Source organism: Streptomyces sp. NBC_00536 (assembly GCF_036346295.1).
GTDB lineage: Bacteria > Actinomycetota > Actinomycetes > Streptomycetales > Streptomycetaceae > Streptomyces.
In genome coordinates this window covers 3,570,260-3,588,255 of record NZ_CP107819.1, presented here as the reverse complement: position 1 = coordinate 3,588,255, position 17,996 = coordinate 3,570,260, and the positions used below count along the sequence as shown (strand labels likewise).

Sequence of the window (17,996 nt, the reverse complement as noted above, 5' to 3'; positions counted from 1 at the left end):
TTCAGCTCCCGCCGGTCAGGCTTCGTACAGGCGGGCTCGGTCCTCTTCGGACATGAGGAAGAACTCGCCGAGGGCATCGGGCAATGGGGTGTTGTTCGTTGGGGCAGGGACGTCGGGGCCGTGGTGTACGGCCAGCGCCGCCACGGTGGGGGTACGGAACATCTCCTCGACCGTGAACGAGAAGCCGCTGCGCCGGGCGCGGCCCACGACGGCGATGGCGTGCATGGAGTCACCGCCGAGCTCGAAGAAGTCGGCGTCGGCTCCGATACCGCCGGTGCCGAGCACGTCCTCCCACAGGGCGGCCAGGATCCGCTCGGCCTCCGTCGCGGGTGCGCGCGAGGGCGTCTCCCGCTCGGCGGCCGGCGCGGGGAGGGCCTTGCGGTCCACCTTGCCGCTGGAAGTCACGGGGAACGCGTCGAGCAGCACCACGGACGAGGGCACCATGTACTTCGGCAGGTGCAGGGCCGCCAGTGCCAGCAGCTCGGCGGTCGGCGGCTCCGGTGTCCCGGGCCGCACCACCGCATAGGCCACGAGGCGACGGTCGCCGGGCCGGTCCTCCCGTACGAGCGCCAGCGCCTGCTCGACCGCGTCGTGCCGGGCGAGCACCTGCTCGATCTCGCCGAGTTCGATGCGGAACCCGCGGACCTTGACCTGGTGGTCCAGGCGGCCCAGGAACTCCAGCCGGCCGCCGGGCAGCCAGCGCGCGCGGTCACCCGTCCGGTAGAGCCGGGTGCCGGGCGGGCCGAAGGGGGCGGCGACGAACCGCTCCGCGGTCAGCGCGGGCCGCCCGTGGTAGCCGCGGGCCAGGCCTTCGCCGCCGAGGTACAGCTCACCGGCCACGCCGACGGGAACCGGGGCGAGACCCTCGTCCAGCACGTAGGTCCGGGTGTTGGCGATCGGCGTGCCGATCGGGACGCGTGGTGCCTGCCCGTCGGGCTCGCAGGTCCAGGACGTGACGTCCACGGACGCTTCCGTCGGCCCGTAGAGGTTCTCCAGCCGGGCGTCGAGCGTGCGTCGGCACAACTGCGCGACCTCGGTGGGCAGTTCCTCGCCGCTGCACACGATCAGCCGCAGCGCGTGCAGCCGCGCCGCCTCCGGGGTCTCCAGGAACGCCCGCAGCATCACCGGGACGAAGTGGCAGACGGTGACCCCCGTCGCGGCCATCAGTTCCGCCAGGTACTGCGGCTCGCGGTGCCGCCGCGGGGCGGCCAGGACCAGGCAGGACCCGGTCATCAGGGGCCAGAACAGCTCCCACACCGAGACGTCGAAGCTGATCGGCGTCTTGTGCAGCACGCGGTCACCGGGAGCCAGAGCGTATTCGTCCTGCATCCACAGCAACCGGTTGACGATGCCGCGGTGCGGGATCTGCACCCCCTTGGGAGTGCCCGTCGAACCCGAGGTGTAGATGACGTAGGCCAGGTTCCCGGAGTGCGCCGACAGGGGCGGCGCCGCCTCGTCGGTCTCCTCGCCCACCACGATCTCGGCGCAGCCGTCCGCGGCGAAGGTGCCCACGGACGCGCGGCCCGTGAGGACCACCGGTACCGCGCTGGCGCGGACCATCGTGCGCAGCCGCTCCAGCGGATGGCCGGGCTCCAGGGGGAGATAGGCGCCGCCCGCCTTCAGCACGGCGAGCAGAGCGACCATCAGCTCCACGGACCGGTCCAGGTGGACGCCGACGACGACGTCCGGCCCCACCCCCAGCTCGCGCAGTCGATGGGCCAGCCAGTTGGCGCGGCGGTCCAGCTCCCCGTAGGTGAGTTCCTCGTCCTCGAAGCGGACCGCGGGCGCCAGGGGTGTCCGGCGGGCCTGCTCCACGATGAACTCGGTGAGGGTGCGCTCCAGCGGGTGGGGTACCGCGGTGTCGTTCCAGCGTTCGAGCAGCAGCTCGCGTTCGGCCGGGCCGGTCAGGGTCAGGCGGCGCAGCGGCACACCCGGATCACCGGCCACCTGCGCCAGTACGTGGCCCAGGTGAGCGATCAGCCGGACCATCGTCGCCTCGTCGAAGAGGTCGAGGTCGTAGTCGATGACGCCGACCAGGCCGTGCTCGCCCTGGGTGAAGCGGAGGCTGATGTCGCATTGGGCGCGGGCCTCGGTGCTCAGCAGCGCCTCGACCTCCTGGCCGGGTACGCGCAGGGGCACCGTCGGCACGTTCTGGAGGGCGAACAGCACCTGGTAGAGCGGGTTGCGGCTGAGGTCGTGGTCGGGGGCGAGTTCGGCGACCAGCCGTTCGAAGGGGGCCTGCTGGTGGTCGAAGGCCGCCAGTGACATCTCCTTCACCCGGGCCAGCAGCTCGGTGAAGGTCGGCGCACCGGCGGTGTCCACCTTCATCAGGACGGTGTTGAGGAAGCAGCCGACGGAGTGTTCGAACTCCGATCGGGGGCGGAAGGCCACCGGTGTGCCGACCAGCACCTCGTCCTGGCCCGCGTGCCGGGAGAGGACCAGGCCGAAGGCGGACAGCAGGGTCATGAACATCGTGGTCCCCGCGGCGCGGCCCAGCGTCTCCAGCCCGGAGACCACCTCCGCCGGGACCGTGAACTGGGTCCGTGCTCCGCGGTGCGTCTGCACCGCGGGACGGACCCGGTCCGTCGGCAGCTCCAGCACCGTGGGCGCGCCGGCCAGCGTCTCCTTCCACCAGGCGACCAGCCGGTCCTGCTCGCCGCTGTCGAGGGCGGTGCGTTCCCAGGACACCAGGTCCGTGAACTGGGCCACCGGGGTGTCCGGGGCCGTGCCCTCCAGGGCGAGGGAGAGGTCCTCCAGGAAGACGCCCGCGGACCAGCCGTCGAAGACGATGTGGTGCACGGTGAAGACCACCAGCTGCTCGGCCTCGCCCGTGCGGACCAGGACGCAGCGCATCAGCGGCGCGGCCGACAGGTCGAACGGCCTGCGGGTCTCGGCGGCCGCGTAGGCCTGCCCGAGCTGCCCGGCGTCGGGCCGCTCCCGCAGGTCGACCGTCTTCACCAGGACGCGGGCGTCGGGGAGGACCTCCTGGACGGGGTCGCCGTCGCGGACCGGGAACCGGGTCCGCAGCGCTCCGTGCCGGGCCACCACCACGTCGAGCGCGGACTGCAGGCAGGACGCGTCGAGCGTGCCGCGCACCCGCAGCACCGCCGACATGTTGTACGAGACGTCGCCGGGCTGGACCTGGTCCACGAACCACAGGCGCCGCTGTACGAGCGACAGGCCATGGAGCCCGTCGCCGTCGGCGGTCGACGCGGCCATCGGCGGCTCCGCCACCGCCGGTTCCCGCACCCCGTCCGCGAGCTGCCGCAGGAAGCCGGAGACGGTCGGGTCCTGGAAGACCTCGCGCATGCTGAGGCGGACGCCGAAGCTCTCCGCCACGCGGGACAGCAGCCGGGTGAGGAGCAGCGAGTGCCCGCCGAGTGCGAAGAAGTCGTCCTCGACGCCGATCCCGGTGACCGCGAGCACGTCCTCCCACAGCCGGGCCATCTCCCGCTCGGCATCGGTGGCCGGCGGCCGGGAACCCTCGTCGCACTCCGTTTCGCCGCTCGGCGCGGGCAGCGCCGCCCGGTCCACCTTGCCGTTGTGGTTCAGGGGGAAGCCCGGCAGCACGATGAACGCCGAAGGCACCATCTGCTTGGGCAGCGCGGCACTCGTGCGCTTGCGCAGCGCGGCAGGGCTCGGCGGCTCGGCCCCGGGGACGGCCGTGACGTACGCGACGAGGCGACGGTCGCCGGGCCGGTCCTCCCGGACCAGGACCAGGGCCTGGCCCACGCCCTCGTGGCCGACCAGCACCCCCTCGATGTCGCCCGGCTCGATGCGGTGGCCGCGCAGTTTGATCTGGTGGTCCACCCGGCCGACGAACTCGGCGCAGCCCTCGCCCAGGTACCGGACCCGGTCACCGGTCCGGTAGATCCGGTCCTCCGGGTCTCCGGTCCACGGGCTCGTGGTGAACCCGCCGGCCTCGCCGCGGAGGTAGCTCGCGAGGTAGGGGGTGCGCACGACGAGTTCACCGATCTCGCCCTCGGCGCACAGCTCTCCCGCGGGGTTCACGCACAGGATCTGGATCCCGGTGATGCCGGGTCCGATCGGTGACTTCGAGGAGAAGGGCAGGATGCCGTCGGGGGAGTCCGGGTCGCGCAGCGACAGCGCCGAGATCACCTGCGGGGTCTCGGTCGCCCCGTAGATGTTGATCAGGATCGAGTCGGGCGCCATCGCGGCCCAGGCGACCGCCGTGCTGCGGCGCAGTACGTCGCCGTTGATGCCGACGAGGCGCATGTGCGGCAGCTTGCCGCCCGGGGGCATGGCCGCGGCCAGCTCGTTCGCGTACGGCGGGGTGAGGTGGACGACGCTCGCCGCGGACTCGCCGAGCCACCGGCTGGTGGCGGGGAAGTCCAGCCGGTCGTGCTCGGGGAAGACCGACATGGCGCCGACCCACATGGGCGTCAGGAGGTCGCGCATCAGGACCTCGTAGCCGAGGCCGGCGAGGACGGCGAACCGGTCCTCGGAGCACAGCTGTTGTGAGGTCTCGTACCAGTCGAGGAAGTGCATGACGGCGTCGTGCCTGGTCAGTACGCACTTGGGGGTGCCCGTGGAGCCGGAGGTGAACACCGCGTAGATGGTGTCGGCGGGGCCGAGTCCGGTGGTGATGCTCTCGCCGGGCAGGGACGTCCAGTCGGCCCCGGCGTCCATCCGGATGACCTCGGCCGACACCGCCGCGACCTCGGACACCTCGTCCGCGAGGTCCGTACAACCGCGGGTGATGACCAGGGCCTTCGGCGTGCTCACTTCCAGGCACTGGGCCAGGCGGGCCGCCGGCATGGTCGAATCCATGATGACGAACGGGGCGGCGCACTTCATCGCCGCGAGCATCGCCACCTGGGTGGACGGATCCCGGCTGATCAGGATGCCGACCAGGTCACCGCGCTGCACACCGGCCGCGCGCAGCCTCCGGGCGAGCTGGTTGGCGGCCCGGTCGAGCTGCCGGTAGGTCCAGTCGCCGTCCGCGGCGGACATCGCGATCCGGTCCGGATCCGTGTCCACGACCTTGGCCAGCCGGTCGAGGAGCGAACCGGGCCAGTGCGGGGTCAGGGGCTCGTAGGGATCGGGCAGTTTCGCGCTGCTCTCGCGGGAGAGCAGCGGGTAGCCGCCGACGGGCCGGTGCGGGTTGCGGCTGACCTGGGACAGCAGCTCCCCGGTCTGCTCCAGCAGCCAGCCGATCCGGGTGTCGGTGAAGAGGTCGGCGTCATAGACGAGGTCGAGGAGGAGCCGGCCCTCGGAGGACTTGACGTAGAGGGTGAGGTCGAACTTCGCCGAGACCGTCTCGTTCGGTACGTGCTCGACGGTGCAGCCGGGGAACACCGGCGGCTGCGGCTCCCCGTCGAAGTTGAGCAGGACCTGGACCAGCGGGTTGCGGCTGAGGTCGTGCTCGGGGGAGAGCGCGGCCACCAGCCGTTCGAAGGGGGCCTGCTGGTGGTCGTAGGCCGCCAGCGACATCTCCTTCACCCGGGCCAGCAGCTCCGAGAAGGTCGGCGCACCGGCCGTGTCCACCCGCATCGGCACGGTGTTGAGGAAGCAGCCGACCGAACGCTCGAACTCCGAGCGCGGACGGAATGCCACCGGCGCGCCCACCAGCACCTCGTCCTGGCCCGCGTGCCGGGAGAGGACCAGGCCGAAGGCGGACAGCAGGGTCATGAACATCGTCGCCCCGGCCGAGCGCCCCAGCGACTCCAGCCCGGAGACGACGTCCGCGGGCACCGTGAACCGCCGGGTCGCACCGCGGTGCGCCTGGACGGCGGGCCGCGCCCGGTCCGTCACCAGCTCCAGCACCGTGGGCGCGCCGGCCAGCTGCTCCTTCCACCAGGCGACCGTCTCGTCCTGCTCGCCGCTGTCGAGGGCGGCGCGTTCCCAGGCGACCATCTCCGTGAACTGGGCCACGGGGGTGTCCGGGGCCGTGCCCTCCAGGGCGCGGGAGAGGTCGTCGAAGAAGACGCCCGCGGACCAGCCGTCGAAGACGATGTGGTGCACGGTGAAGACCACCAGCTGCTCGGCCTCGCCCGTGCGGACCAGGGCGCACCGCATCAGCGGCGCGGCCGACAGGTCGAAGGGCCGTTGCGTCTCGCCGGACACATACGCGTGGGCGAGTTCCCCGGCGTCGGGACGGCCGCGCAGGTCGACCACGTCCACCGGGACGCGGGCGTCCGGCAGGACCTCCTGGACGGGGTCGCCGTCGCGGACCAGGAACCGGGTCCGCAGCGAACCGTGCCGCGCCACCACCGCGTCGAGCGCGGACTGCAGGGACGACTCGTCGAGCGTGCCGCGTACCCGCAGTACCACCGGCATGTTGTACGAGACGTCGCCCGGCTGGACCTGATCCACGAACCACATGCGCCGCTGGATCGAGGACAGCTCGACGAATTGGGCAGACACTGACTTCCCCTTACTGGACCTTACGGATGCTCACGGCGGCCGGTTCCCCCCTCGGGTGGGTTCCGGACCGCCGCCTTACTTCGACCGGTTTACTGAGGCCGACGCCTTGCTTGAGGGCGTCTTACTTGAGGGCGTCGAGGACCGACGTCAGGGCGCGCAGGACGGCCTCGCGGGACTCCTCCGTGGCCTCCATGAAGTCGAAGCCGTGGTGGCCGTTGGGTACGTCGATCACCTCGACGCCCACCCCCTGCTCCGCGGCCACCTCGATGAACCGAGCCTCGGTCTCCGCGATCAGCGCGTCCTCCAGGCCGACCGTGGTCAGCACGATGGGCGGCAGGGCGCCGGCCTCGGTCAGTGCCTGCGAGGGCTCGAACTCCGGCAGGAGTTCCTTGCCCGGCCGGGAGCCCAGCACCGGGTAGGTGGCGGCCAGGACGCGCAGCCACTCGGGTGCCTCGCGCAGCCAGGTGGAGATCAGCGGACCGCCTCCGCAGAAGAACCAGATGCCGATCCGGTCGGCGTCGATCCGGGGGTCGGCCCGGAGGGTCTCGACCGCCTGCGCGAGGGCCTCGGAGGCGCGCGGGAAGTCCGCGTACGAGTTCAGCGGGAGCTGCAGGGGCGCGGCGGCCGTGCCGTGCGCGGCCAGCAGGGAGCCGTAGCCGCGGTAGACCGGCCAGTCGCGCGGCCGGTTCCACGGCAGTTCGGCGGGCAGCGGACCGCCGCAGACGAAGATGACCGCCGGGACGGGACCGGTCGCGTCCTCGGGCAGGTAGAGGTCGATGATGCCGTTGCGCTCGGGCGCGACGGGCTCGACCGGGAGGATGAACGGGGCATCCACGAAGTCGGGGGTTTCGGACATGGCGGGGCCTTCTGTCAGCTCGTGGGAAGGAGGGGGAGGGAAGGGGGGATGCGCCGCTCAGGCGTTGTCGGCCTTGGCGTCTGCCTTCGCGTCGGCCTTGGCGACTTCGGCGTCGGCGACTTCGGCGTCGGCGTCGGCGTCGTCATCGCCGTTGTCGACCTTGGGCAGTTCCGTGCCGATCTTCGTCAGGGCCGTGGGCATCAGGAAGTACGGCACCGGGACCAGGCACATCACCAGCGCGATGGCGAACAGGGCGGGGCGCATGCCCACCTGGGTGGCGAGGAGGCCGCCGAAGAGCGAGCCGAAGGGGACCAGGCCCACGCCGAGGAAGCGCAGGGTCGCCATGACCCGGCCCAGGAAGCGGTCGGGGGTGATGGACTGGCGGATGGCCACCAGCGACACGGCGAAGGTCTGGCTGAGGCAGCCGTACATGAAGTTGAGGGAGACCAGCAGGGCGACGGTGAGCACACCGGACCCGTGCAGCATGGAGATCCCGAGCAGGAAGATGTTGCTCACGAAGGCGCAGGTGATGAGCACCCGGCCGTAGCCGAACCGCTTGGGCAACTCGGCGGAGAAGAGCGCGCCGACCAGCAGACCGGGGCCCATGGCGGCGAAGGCCAGGCCGATGGCGAAGCCGGAGAGGTGCAGCTCCTTGGGCAGGAAGACGATGTAGATCGCCGTGAAGGCCGCGTAGCAGAAGTTGAAGGACGCGGTGATGATCGTCACCGAGCGCAGCACCGCGTTGCCGAACACGAAGCGCATGCCGGCCGCGATCTGCGGGAAGGGGTTCCCGGTCCGCTGGCTCGTCTCCGGCGCCGGTTCGGGCTTCTGGATGCGCCAGATGGCCAGGGCCGAGAGCAGGAAGAAGCCGACTGCCGCGACCACGGCGGCCGGGGGCATGATGAGCGAGACCAGCAGACCACCGAGCGCCGGACCGCAGATCAGCGCCGTCGAACGGGCCGTCTCCAGCTCGCTGTTGCCCTTGGCGAGCTGCTCCCTTTCGATCACCCGGGGCAGGAACGCCTGGGCGCCGACGTCGAACAGCACCGTGCACGTGCCGACCAGGAACGCGACGATGTACAGCGTCGAGATCCCCAGCCCGTGGAAGGCGTAGGCCAGCGGGATCAGGGCCAGGGCCAGGGCCCGCCCCAGGTCCGCCGCGATCAGCACGTTGCGGCGGCGCCACCGGTCGACGAGTACGCCGACGAACAGGACCAGCAGCAGGTAGGGCAGCTGTCCGACCATGCGCATCAGGCCCACGTCGAACGCGGACGCGCCCACCGTCGTCACGGCCACCAGGGGCACCGCGACATCGCTGATCTGGTACCCGAAGTGGGAGGCGGTGTTGCCCACCATCAGGCGGCGGAAGTCCAGGTTGCGCCACGGACTGGCGCGCGGCCGCTCGGTCGCGGTCTCCGCCTTCTCCATCGAGTCGTTCGTTGTCACTTGACAGTCCTCACCTTGTTCCGTGTCAGCGATCACGCTGACGACGGCCTGCGCATGTGCGCGAAGTACTCGTACTGACTGGGCAGCGTGGCGACGAGGTCACGTGCCTCGTCGCGGATCTGCCGCATCTCCTTCTCGGCGGCCGTACCGTCCATCGACGCGAGGGCGGCGGAGGAGCGCAGCGGCACGCCCCCGAGGCCCAGCAGCATCGCCTGGTACGAATACGGCTCGAAGCCGTGGTAGGAGGGGTAGATGGACTCGGCGTCCGGCAGCTTGACCCGCCACTGCTCCAGGCGCTCGGCCAGACCCTCCGGCAGCGGCCGGGTCTTGGTGTCCTTCCAGTACTGGTTGTCCTCGCGGGCGGCCGCGTAGTAGTGGAGGACCAGGAACTCCCGTACGCCGTCGAGCATCCGGGCCATGTGGCCGTTGTAGGACGCGCGCGTCCCCTCGTTCCAGGTCTCGTCGGGGAAGTGCTTGACGAGCTGTTCGATGGCGTTCTGGATGAAGAAGATCCCGGTGGACTCCAGCGGCTCCACGAACCCGGCGGACAGGCCGATGCCGACGCAGTTGTTCACCCAGGCGTTGCGGGTGCGGCCGATCCGCATCTTGATGTGGTTGGCCTCCACCCCCTCGGCCTCGGGGCCGACGAAGTCGCGCAGCGTCTGCTCGGCCTCTTCCGGGGTGATGTAGTCGCTGGCGTAGACGTAGCCCGTGCCGATGCGGTCGAAGAGCGGGATCGTCCAGATCCAGCCCGCGTCCTGGGCGGTCGCGGTGGTGCAGGGACGCATGCCGCGCGTGGCGGCGTCCACCGGCACCCGCAGGGCCACGGCCCGGTCGTTGGGCAGGCTGTCCTGGTACGAGATGAAGGGCTCGCCCAGCGCCTGGTTGATGAGCATCCCGCGCCAGCCGGTGCAGTCGATGAACAGGTCGCCGTGCAGCTCGCCGTGCTCGGCCGTGTTCACGTGGCTGATCCAGCCGCGCTCGTCGAGCGCGACGTCGGTGACGTCGTCGAGGACGTGCTTGACCCCGCGCTCGGTGCCGTACTTGGTGAGGAACTTCGCCAGCAGCACCGTGTCGAAGTGGTAGGCGTACGGGAACTGGGTCTGCTGCTCGGTCAGCGTGCTGCGGCCCACGGCCTCCGAGCCGTTGCCGGCCCGGTCCTCGCGCTGCTCGAAGATGTTGCCGTCGAGGTGGCGCGGGGAGGAGAGCTGCTCGCACAGGGCCGGGATCACGAAGCAGTCGTCGTCGAAGCGGTCGGAGGGACGCTGGTTCAGCCACCAGTCGGTGATGGGGAAGCCGTCGACGACCCGGGTGCGCTCGAACGGGTGGTAGAAGTGGTGCCCCTGCTCGCGCCAGTTCTCGAAGCGGATGGCCAGCTTGTAGGTGGCGCTGCACTCCGGCATCCACTCGTGCTCCTGGAGCCCGAGGTACTGGAAGAAGTGCCGCACGGTGCTGAACGTGGCTTCGCCGACCCCGATGCTCGGGATGTTCTTCGACTCCACGACGGTCACCGAGACGTTCGAGCCGAAGGTCGCCTTGAGGTAACAGGCCGACATCCAGCCAGCGGTGCCCCCACCGACGATGACGATGTTCTTGATCATTCGGAGACCTGCCTTGAAAACGTGGGAATGTGTGCGCCGGGTCGTCAGAGCTGTGCTCTGACCGCCCACAGTTCGGGGAAGAATCGCTGTTCGGCCACGCGTCGCAGCCAGTTGGCGCCGGAGCTGCCGGCGGTGCCCGTCTTCGAGCCGAGGAGCCGCTCGACGGAGAGCAGATGGGTGGTGCGCCACCGGCACAGGTCGAAGGCCACGTCCACCAGGGCTTCCGCCAGCAGGTAGAGGTCCGCGTACTTGCCCTGGTCGGTGTAGACGGTTCGCCAGACCTCGACGATCTCCTCCCGGAGCGGGGGGACGGCCTCGCTCCAGTCCCGCTCGACACTGCTCTGCGGTACGGGCAGCCCGCGCCGCCACAGCAGCCGCAGGACCGCGTCGTAGAGGCTCATCTCGCCGAGCGAGCGGAGCAGTTCGCGGTAGGTGGGCTCATGGCCGCGGTGGCCCTCGGCCATCATCGCGACCTTGTGGCCCAGCAGGAATTCCATGTGACGGTACATGTACGACTGGAACCCGGAACCCTCGCCGAGCGCCTCGCGGAACTCGCCGTATTCGGTGGGCCCCAGTGAACAGAGCACGTCCCAGGAGCCGTTCAGCGCGGTGTAGACGTTGCGCAGCCGGCGCAGGGTGCGCAGGGCCCCCGCGACGTCGTCGTCCTCCAGCTGGTTCCTCGCCCGCACCGCTTCGGTGTGGGCGAGCTTGAACAGGAGCTCGTTCACCTGGGTGGTGATCAGGAACGAGGGCTCGGTTTCCGAGTCCGTCCGCAGGTTCTGCAGGGACAGCAGTACGTCGCTGCCCACATAGCGTGTGAACGGGTTGCCCCCGTCTCCGCTCTCCATCGTCAAGTCACTGGGATGTTCCATAACTAGCTCAAAAGTCCCGTTCAATCGGAAACCGGCGTTGTCCGGCGCGGCGCATTCCGATGGAAGCAGTGAGTGCGGGCAGCGTCAAGAACTTGGGTCTCCCATTGATGGGATGAATGGTTGGGGTAATTCATTGGGTGAGTGAATGTCGTGACGCGCGTCTCCGTGGGGGTGCGAAATCACCGAAGAAGAGCCTTCAGGGTCATGTTTGCGCAGGTCAGATGGGTGCTGCTGATGGCGTCAGCCGAGGCCGGGCCGTATGTGGGGGCTGGCCATATTGCAGTTCCTGTGATGTGATCCGTCGGGTGTTGAAGACTGGCAAAGAACATCTTGAGAGCCTGCGCGATGGCCGCCGCGTCTACGTCGGTCGGACGCTTGTCGAAGACGTAACCACGCATCCTGCATTCGCTCGTGCGGCGCAGACAATTTCACATCTCTACGATGTGAAAGCCGACCCGGCGAATCATGACGTGATGAGTTATCTGGAGGACGGGGAAAGGCACAGCTCGTATTTCATGCGGGCCCGGACCCGGGACGACCTCGCACAGCGGTCCGAGACCCACCGGCGGATCGCGGACCTGAGCCACGGCCTGCTGGGCCGGTCTCCGGACTACGTCGCGAGCTTCGTCACCGGCATGGCCGTTTCCCCCGAGGTCTTCGGAGACAGGTCCGACCACGTCACCGCGTACTGGCGCCACCTGCGGGACAACGACCTGTACGCCGCGCACGCGATCGTCGCCCCGCAAGCCGCGCGCGACCCCGCCTTCTACGAACGGGCCAACCTGCCGATCCCCACCCTGCGGGTGGTCGGCGAGGACGACAACGGCGTCATCGTGCACGGCATGAAGATGCTCGCCACCGGAGCCGTTCTGGCGAACGAGATCTGGATCGGGAACATCCTGCCGCTGGCCCCGGAGAACGAGGCCGAGTCGATCACGATGGCCGTTGCCTGCAATGCGCCCGGCGTCTCCCTCTGGTCCCGCAAACCCCTCGCCACCACCGCGGCCTCGGAGTTCGACGGCCCGCTGAGCTGGCGGTACGACGAGACCGACGCCATGGTCCTGTTCGACCGTGTCCACGTCCCGTGGGAACGCGTCTTCGTCCACAACGACGTGCCGCTCTCCCGGGAGCTGTACTTCCGCACCCCCGCACACGCCTACGGCAACCACCAGTCCAACGTGCGGTTCCAGTCCAAGCTGCAGCTCCTGGTGGGGGTCGCGAGCCGGATCGCCCAGTCGACCGGCGCCGAGAAGGTGCCCGCCGTACGCGAGAAGCTGGGCCGCCTCGCCTCGCAGGAGGCCCTGCTGGGCGGTCTCATCGACGGCCAGCTCTGGGGTGCGGAGCCGTGGGGCGACGGTCACGTCACCTACAACCGGCGCTCCATGTACGCGGCGATGAACTGGTGCGTGGAGCAGTACTCCGAGATCGTGGACGTCCTGCGCGAGCTGTGCGGGGGCGGCTCCCTGCAGTTCCCGGCCGACTGGTCCGTCCTCGCGGACGAGGAACTGAGCGGAATCTTCCGGAAGTTCTGGCACACGCCCCAGCTCGACGCCGTCGAGCGCATGAAGCTGCACCGCCTCGCGTGGGACCTCGTCGGAAGCGAGTTCGCGGGCCGGCACCAGCAGTACGAGAAGTTCTATGCCGGCGCCGGATTCATCGTGCGCGGCCACAACTTCCGCGAAGCCCCCTGGGAGAAGTTCCACGGCATCGTGGACGACCTGCTGGGCTCGTACACCCACCCCGCCGACCCCACCGGAGCGGCATCATGAGCCCCGCGACGACACGGGAAGTGGCACCGGCCGATTTCCGGGCCGGGATGAAGCAGCTGGCGAGCGCGGTGAGCGTCATCGCCACCGGCTCCGAGGCGGACCCGGCCGCCTGGCGGGGCATGACGGCCACCGCCGTCTGCTCCCTGTGCGCGGAGCCCCCGAGCCTCGTCGTCTGCCTCAACCAGCAGACGGGCACCTACCGGCAGCTGCGGGAGAACGGCCTCTTCTCCGTCAACGTGCTCGCCGACCGGGACGTGCATCTGGCACAGACCTTCGCCGGACAGCACGGCCTCGCCGGGGCCGACCGGTTCACCACCGGTGACTGGGCTCCCGGGCGACTGGGGGTCCCCGTCCTCGGCAGCGCCCTGGCCGCCTTCGAATGCCGGGTCGTACAGACCGTCGAGTACGGCACGCACTGCCTGCTCATCGGAAACATCGAGACCATCCACCAGCCGACCATCCACCAACTGACCGTCAACCCACCGGACGAGGACGGCCGCACCGAGCAGCCGCTCGTCTACCACAGCCAGGGATTCCACGGCCTCGGCAGCGAGATCGTGACCACGGGAGGGCCCCGCAGATGACGCAGCAGACTGACACGCGAGACGGCGAGCGGACCGGGATCGTCCCGGTCGACCAGCTCCGCGCGGCGGGTGCCGCGGCGTTCCCGGGCGCACTGGCGGCCAAGGCCCTCTACCCCGACTCGCAGTTCGAGGTCATCCTCGTGCGCGGCCCGAACAGCCGCAACGACTTCCACGTCAACCCGTACGACGAACTCTTCATCCAGCTCGAAGGCACCATCCGCGTCGACACCCGGGAACCCGGTGCGGGACCGCGCCGCAACCTGGTCCACGAGGGCGAGCTGTTCGTGGTCCCCGCGGGCGTGCCCCACTCCCCGCTGCGGCCGGCCGGCACCTGGGGCCTCGTGGTCGAGATCCGCCGCCAGCCGGGCGACACCGAGGACGTCGAGTGGTACTGCGACCACTGCGACGCGCTGATCGAGCGGGTCACCATGGAGTCCTCGGAGATGATCGGCTCCCTGATGCCGCTGCTCAGCGCCTTCCAGGCCAGCGTGGAGCGCCGCACCTGCGGTTCCTGCGGTGAAGTCCTCGCGCAGCCCGGCCCGTTCGTGCTGGACGGGACCGAGTGACACAGGGCACCGGCGCGGGGCTGGTCGACTGCCACACGCACACCCTGCCCCGGAACTGGCTCGACCTGGCCGAGCGCTACGGCGACGACCGCTGGCCGGTCCGCGGGCCGGTCGACCGGTGCAGCGCCGACCTGTTCGTCGGCGGCAAGCACTTCCGTACGGTGCCCCACACCTGCTGGGACCCGGCCGCCCGGATCGAGCAGATGGACGCCGACGGGGTCGCACAGCAGTGGCTGTCCGCCACCCCCGTGCTGTTCAGCTACTGGGCACCGCCGCGCCAGTGCGCCGAAATGGCACGGCACGTCAACGACGGCATCGCCGAGATGGTCCGGCACGCTCCGGACCGGTTCGTCGGCCTGGCCACCCTGCCGATGGGGGACACGGACCTCGCACTCGCCGAGCTGGAGCGCGCCACCGGCGAACTCGGCCTGCGCGGCGTCGAGATCGGTACGAACATCGCGGGCCGCGAACTCGACGACCCGTCCTTCCTGCCGGTTTTCCAGGAGATGGCCGACCGGGGCGTGCCCCTGCTGGTCCACCCCTGGGACATCCGCTCCGCCGACCGGCTCGCACGCTACAACGCGATGTACACCGTGGGCATGCCCACCGAGACCGCCTACGCGGCCCTCGCCCTGCTGCACGGCGGTGTCCTCGGCGCGGTTCCGGGGCTGCGGGTGCTCCTCGCCCACGGCGCGGGCGCGCTCGCATGGCTGCTGCCGCGCATCGACCGGGGCTGGGCGACCTGGCCGGACCGCCGCGGCGGCGCCGAGCAGCCGCCCGGCGTACTCGCCCGCCGCCTGTGGGCGGATTCGCTCGCGGGGGACGAGGCGAACATCCGGCTGGCCGGACACCGGCTGGGCTGGGACCGCATCGTGCTGGGCACCGATTACCCCTTCCCCTTCGGCGAGCAGAGCCCGGGCGACGTCGTCCTCGCGTCCTCGCTGGACCCCGGCACCAAGACGGCGATCCTCTCGGGGAACTCCGCCGCCCTGCTGACCGGACTCCCGACAGATCACACACACGGCCAACACGGCCAACACGGCCAACACAGCCAACACAGCCAAGAACAGAGGTAGAACACATGGGTACCGACACCACCACGGCCGTCTCCTCGGCGGAGGCCCGTTTCCAGGAGCTGGGACTGTCCTTCCCGGCCTCCCCGAAGCGGATGGGCAACTTCGTCAGCGCGGTCCGCGTCGGCGACCTGCTGTTCCTGTCCGGCCAGGGCAGCCACGACCACCTGGGCAAGGTGGGCGTGGACCTCGACATCGACACGGCGTACGAGGCCGCTCGCGAATGCGCGCTGCGGCTGCTCGGCCTGGTCAAGGACGAGCTGGGTTCCCTCGACCGGGTCAAGCGCGTCGTGAAGCTGCTCGGCTTCGTCAACTGCGAGGCCGGATTCGACCGCAGTCCCCTGATCATCAACGGGGCCTCCGACCTGCTCGTCGAGGTCTTCGGTGACTCAGGCCGGCACGCCCGCTCCGCCTTCGGCGCCATCGCGCTGCCGCACAACTTCGCGGTGGAGATCGAGATGATCGTGCAGATCGAGTCGTGACGTCCGACACCATCACGCCCGGCACCGTCACGCACTTCATCAACGGTGCGGCGACCGCCTCCGCCGACGGCGCGACGATGCCGAGCATCGACCCGGCCACCCGGACGGCGTGGACGCAGGTGTCGCGGGGATCCGCGCAGGACGTGGACCACGCGGTCGCGGCCGCCCGCGCCGCCTTCGACACCGGCCCCTGGCCGAGGATGACCCCGGCACAGCGGTCGGCGGTCCTGCACCGCCTCGCCGACCTCGTCCTGGCGCACGCCGACGAGCTGGCCCTCCTCGACACCCTGGACATGGGCCGTCCGCTGTCCCTGACGCGGGCCAACGATGTCGTACGCAGTGCGGCGAACCTGCGGTTCTTCGCCGATGACGCCGTCTCGGCGGCGGACGAGGCGCTCCCCGGGCATCCGGACCACCACATCTACACCCGGCACGAACCGGCCGGTGTGGTCGCCGCGATCTCCCCGTGGAACTTCCCGCTCATGCAGGCCACATGGAAGATCGCGCCCGCGCTCGCCCACGGCAACACCGTCGTGCTCAAGCCCGCGGAGCAGAGCCCCGCCTCGGCCACCCGGCTCGCCGAACTCGCCGTGCTGGCCGGCCTGCCGGCGGGCGTCCTCAACGTCGTCCAGGGCGTGGGCCCCGATGGCGCGGGCGCCGCTCTGGTCGCGCATCCGGGCGTCGACCTGATCACCTTCACCGGGGAGACCCGGACCGGCGAGTCGATCATGCGCGCCGCCGCCACCGGGGTCCGGGCCGTCAGCTTCGAGCTGGGCGGCAAGGGCGCGTCGGTGATCTTCGCGGACGCGGACATCGACCGCGCCGTGGCCGTGGCCGCCGACGCCGCCTTCTCCAACTCCGGTCAGATCTGCCTCGCCGGATCCCGGGTCTTCGTCCAACGGCCCGTCTACGAGCGGGTGGTCGAGGCGCTGGCCAAGACAGCGGCCGGGCTGCGGCTGGGGGATCCCCGCGATCCCGCCACCCAGGTGGGCCCGCTCTCCTCCGCGGAACACCACGCGAAGGTCACCGGCCACCTGCGCCGGGCCGCCGAGGAAGGTGCGACCCTCCTCGGCGGCGGGGCCCGCGACGGCTGGTGGGTGGCCCCGACCGTCGTCGTGGACGCCGCCCCGGACGCCGCCATCTGCCGGGACGAGGTCTTCGGACCGGTGCTCACCGTGCACCCCTTCGACACCGAAGAGGAAGCCGTCCAGGCCGCCAACGCGACGCCCTACGGCCTCTCCGCCATGGTGTTCACGAACCACCTGGCCCGCGCCCACCGGGTCGCCGGCCGGCTGCGCGCCGGGAACGTCTGGGTCAACTGCTTCTGGGTGAGGGACCTCAGGTCCCCCTTCGGCGGCTTCGGCCGGTCCGGCATCGGCCGCGAAGGCGGCCGGCACTCCCGGGAGTTCTTCACCGAGGCGAAGACCGTCGTCATCGACGTGGCCTGAGCCTTCACATCCTTGGCCTTCACATCCTTGGCCTTCACATCCCTTTTCACCATCTATGCAGGAGGTGTCCGTTCAATGGACCTGGGTATCCGTGGGCGCACGGCTGTCGTGTGCGCGTCGACGTCCGGTCTCGGTGAGGCGACCGCGCGTGCGCTCGCCGCCGAAGGCGTCCGGGTGGTCGTCTGCGGGCGCCGCGGGGACGTCGCCCGGGCGATCGCCGCCGAACTGCCCGAGGCGATCGGGCTGGAGATCGACCTCAACGAGCCGGACGCCCCCACGCGGCTGATCACCCAGGCGGAACGGGCCTTCGGCCCCATCGACATCCTGGTGCTGAACAGCCCGGGGCCGCCCCCGGGCGGTTCCGCGGACATCACCGTCTCCGACACGGTGTCCGCCATCGAGTCGCTCGTGCTGCCGGCCCAGCGGCTGGTCTCCCAGGTCCTGCCCGGCATGCGGGCCCGGGGCTGGGGCCGCATCGTCGCCCTGGCCTCGATCGGCGTCGAAACGCCGATTCCCAGCCTGGCGCTGTCGAACATCGGCCGGGCGGCGCTCGGCGGCTACCTCAAGACCCTGGCCACAGAGGTCGCGGGCGACGGGGTCACCGTCAACCTTCTGCTGCCGGGCCGCATCTCCACGGCCCGCACGATCGAGATGAACACCTACCGGGCCGCCCGCGAGGGAGTGAGCGTCGAGGAGTTCGCCGCCCGGGCCCAGGCGGCCATCCCCGCGGGCCGGTACGGCACCCCGGCCGAGCTGGGCGCCGCCGCGGCCTTCCTGTGCAGCGAGGCCGCTTCGTACGTCACCGGCACCGCGCTGCGGTGCGACGGCGGAGCGGTGCCCACCCTCTGATCCGCGCCGCCCCACCGTGAACCGGCCCGCAGCGCTGCTCCAAGACGCTGCGGGCCGGTCCCG

12 protein-coding genes are annotated in these 17,996 nt (G+C 70.6%); 7 read left to right on the top strand and 5 right to left on the bottom strand.

Annotated elements, in window-relative coordinates; all coding sequences use genetic code 11:
- Positions 1 to 15: 15 nt before the first annotated feature.
- From OHS33_RS15515 to OHS33_RS15495, 5 genes are all read right to left on the bottom strand, one after another.
- On the bottom strand, positions 16 to 6,387 hold the full coding sequence (locus OHS33_RS15515) for an amino acid adenylation domain-containing protein (RefSeq protein WP_330330994.1): 6,372 nt from the start codon (positions 6,385 to 6,387) through the stop codon (positions 16 to 18).
- A 121-nt stretch (positions 6,388 to 6,508) separates the two neighbouring features.
- Entirely contained in the window at positions 6,509 to 7,243 is a 735-nt protein-coding gene (locus tag OHS33_RS15510; protein ID WP_330330993.1) for an alpha/beta hydrolase, read from the bottom strand.
- Positions 7,244 to 7,300: 57 nt separating this feature from the next.
- Positions 7,301 to 8,689, bottom strand: a complete 1,389-nt coding sequence (locus OHS33_RS15505; protein WP_330330992.1) for an MFS transporter — start codon at positions 8,687 to 8,689, stop codon at positions 7,301 to 7,303.
- A 32-nt stretch (positions 8,690 to 8,721) separates the two neighbouring features.
- On the bottom strand, positions 8,722 to 10,290 hold the full coding sequence (locus OHS33_RS15500) for a tryptophan halogenase family protein (RefSeq protein WP_330330991.1): 1,569 nt from the start codon (positions 10,288 to 10,290) through the stop codon (positions 8,722 to 8,724).
- A 44-nt stretch (positions 10,291 to 10,334) separates the two neighbouring features.
- Positions 10,335 to 11,162, bottom strand: a complete 828-nt coding sequence (locus OHS33_RS15495) for a tryptophan 2,3-dioxygenase (protein WP_330330990.1) — start codon at positions 11,160 to 11,162, stop codon at positions 10,335 to 10,337.
- 116 nt (positions 11,163 to 11,278) lie between these two features.
- Here OHS33_RS15495 and OHS33_RS15490 point away from each other — a divergent pair, with 116 nt between their 5' ends.
- The 7 genes from OHS33_RS15490 to OHS33_RS15460 all read left to right on the top strand — a co-directional run bounded on the left by OHS33_RS15490 (position 11,279) and on the right by OHS33_RS15460 (position 17,933).
- On the top strand, positions 11,279 to 12,931 hold the full coding sequence (locus OHS33_RS15490; protein WP_330330989.1) for a 4-hydroxyphenylacetate 3-hydroxylase family protein: 1,653 nt from the start codon (positions 11,279 to 11,281) through the stop codon (positions 12,929 to 12,931).
- Positions 12,928 to 13,515, top strand: coding sequence for a flavin reductase family protein (locus OHS33_RS15485; RefSeq protein WP_330330988.1), 588 nt, complete (start codon positions 12,928 to 12,930; stop codon positions 13,513 to 13,515). Before OHS33_RS15490 ends, OHS33_RS15485 begins: the two co-directional genes overlap by 4 nt.
- Positions 13,512 to 14,081 (top strand): 3-hydroxyanthranilate 3,4-dioxygenase, encoded by a 570-nt coding sequence (locus OHS33_RS15480; RefSeq protein WP_330330987.1) that lies wholly within the window; start codon positions 13,512 to 13,514, stop codon positions 14,079 to 14,081. Before OHS33_RS15485 ends, OHS33_RS15480 begins: the two co-directional genes overlap by 4 nt.
- On the top strand, positions 14,078 to 15,157 hold the full coding sequence (locus tag OHS33_RS15475; protein ID WP_330330986.1) for an amidohydrolase family protein: 1,080 nt from the start codon (positions 14,078 to 14,080) through the stop codon (positions 15,155 to 15,157). The genes OHS33_RS15480 and OHS33_RS15475 overlap by 4 nt, the downstream gene beginning before the upstream one ends.
- A gap of 5 nt (positions 15,158 to 15,162) precedes the next feature.
- A complete protein-coding gene (locus OHS33_RS15470; RefSeq protein ID WP_330330985.1) occupies positions 15,163 to 15,636 on the top strand; it encodes a RidA family protein in 474 nt (157 codons plus the stop codon).
- On the top strand, positions 15,633 to 17,084 hold the full coding sequence (locus OHS33_RS15465; RefSeq protein ID WP_330330984.1) for an aldehyde dehydrogenase: 1,452 nt from the start codon (positions 15,633 to 15,635) through the stop codon (positions 17,082 to 17,084). The genes OHS33_RS15470 and OHS33_RS15465 overlap by 4 nt, the downstream gene beginning before the upstream one ends.
- A gap of 75 nt (positions 17,085 to 17,159) precedes the next feature.
- Complete coding sequence (locus tag OHS33_RS15460) at positions 17,160 to 17,933, top strand: SDR family oxidoreductase (protein WP_330330983.1); 774 nt, start codon at positions 17,160 to 17,162, stop codon at positions 17,931 to 17,933.
- Positions 17,934 to 17,996 lie beyond the last annotated feature (63 nt).

Coding starts and splice junctions, on each gene's coding strand:
- OHS33_RS15485 (WP_330330988.1), top strand. CDS start 12,928: ATGAGCCCCGCGACGACACGGGAAGTGGCACCGGCCGATTTCCGGGCC.
- OHS33_RS15460 (WP_330330983.1), top strand. CDS start 17,160: ATGGACCTGGGTATCCGTGGGCGCACGGCTGTCGTGTGCGCGTCGACG.
- OHS33_RS15470 (WP_330330985.1), top strand. CDS start 15,163: ATGGGTACCGACACCACCACGGCCGTCTCCTCGGCGGAGGCCCGTTTC.
- OHS33_RS15490 (WP_330330989.1), top strand. CDS start 11,279: ATGGTTGGGGTAATTCATTGGGTGAGTGAATGTCGTGACGCGCGTCTC.
- OHS33_RS15510 (WP_330330993.1), bottom strand. CDS start 7,243: ATGTCCGAAACCCCCGACTTCGTGGATGCCCCGTTCATCCTCCCGGTC.
- OHS33_RS15495 (WP_330330990.1), bottom strand. CDS start 11,162: ATGGAACATCCCAGTGACTTGACGATGGAGAGCGGAGACGGGGGCAAC.
- OHS33_RS15480 (WP_330330987.1), top strand. CDS start 13,512: ATGACGCAGCAGACTGACACGCGAGACGGCGAGCGGACCGGGATCGTC.
- OHS33_RS15500 (WP_330330991.1), bottom strand. CDS start 10,290: ATGATCAAGAACATCGTCATCGTCGGTGGGGGCACCGCTGGCTGGATG.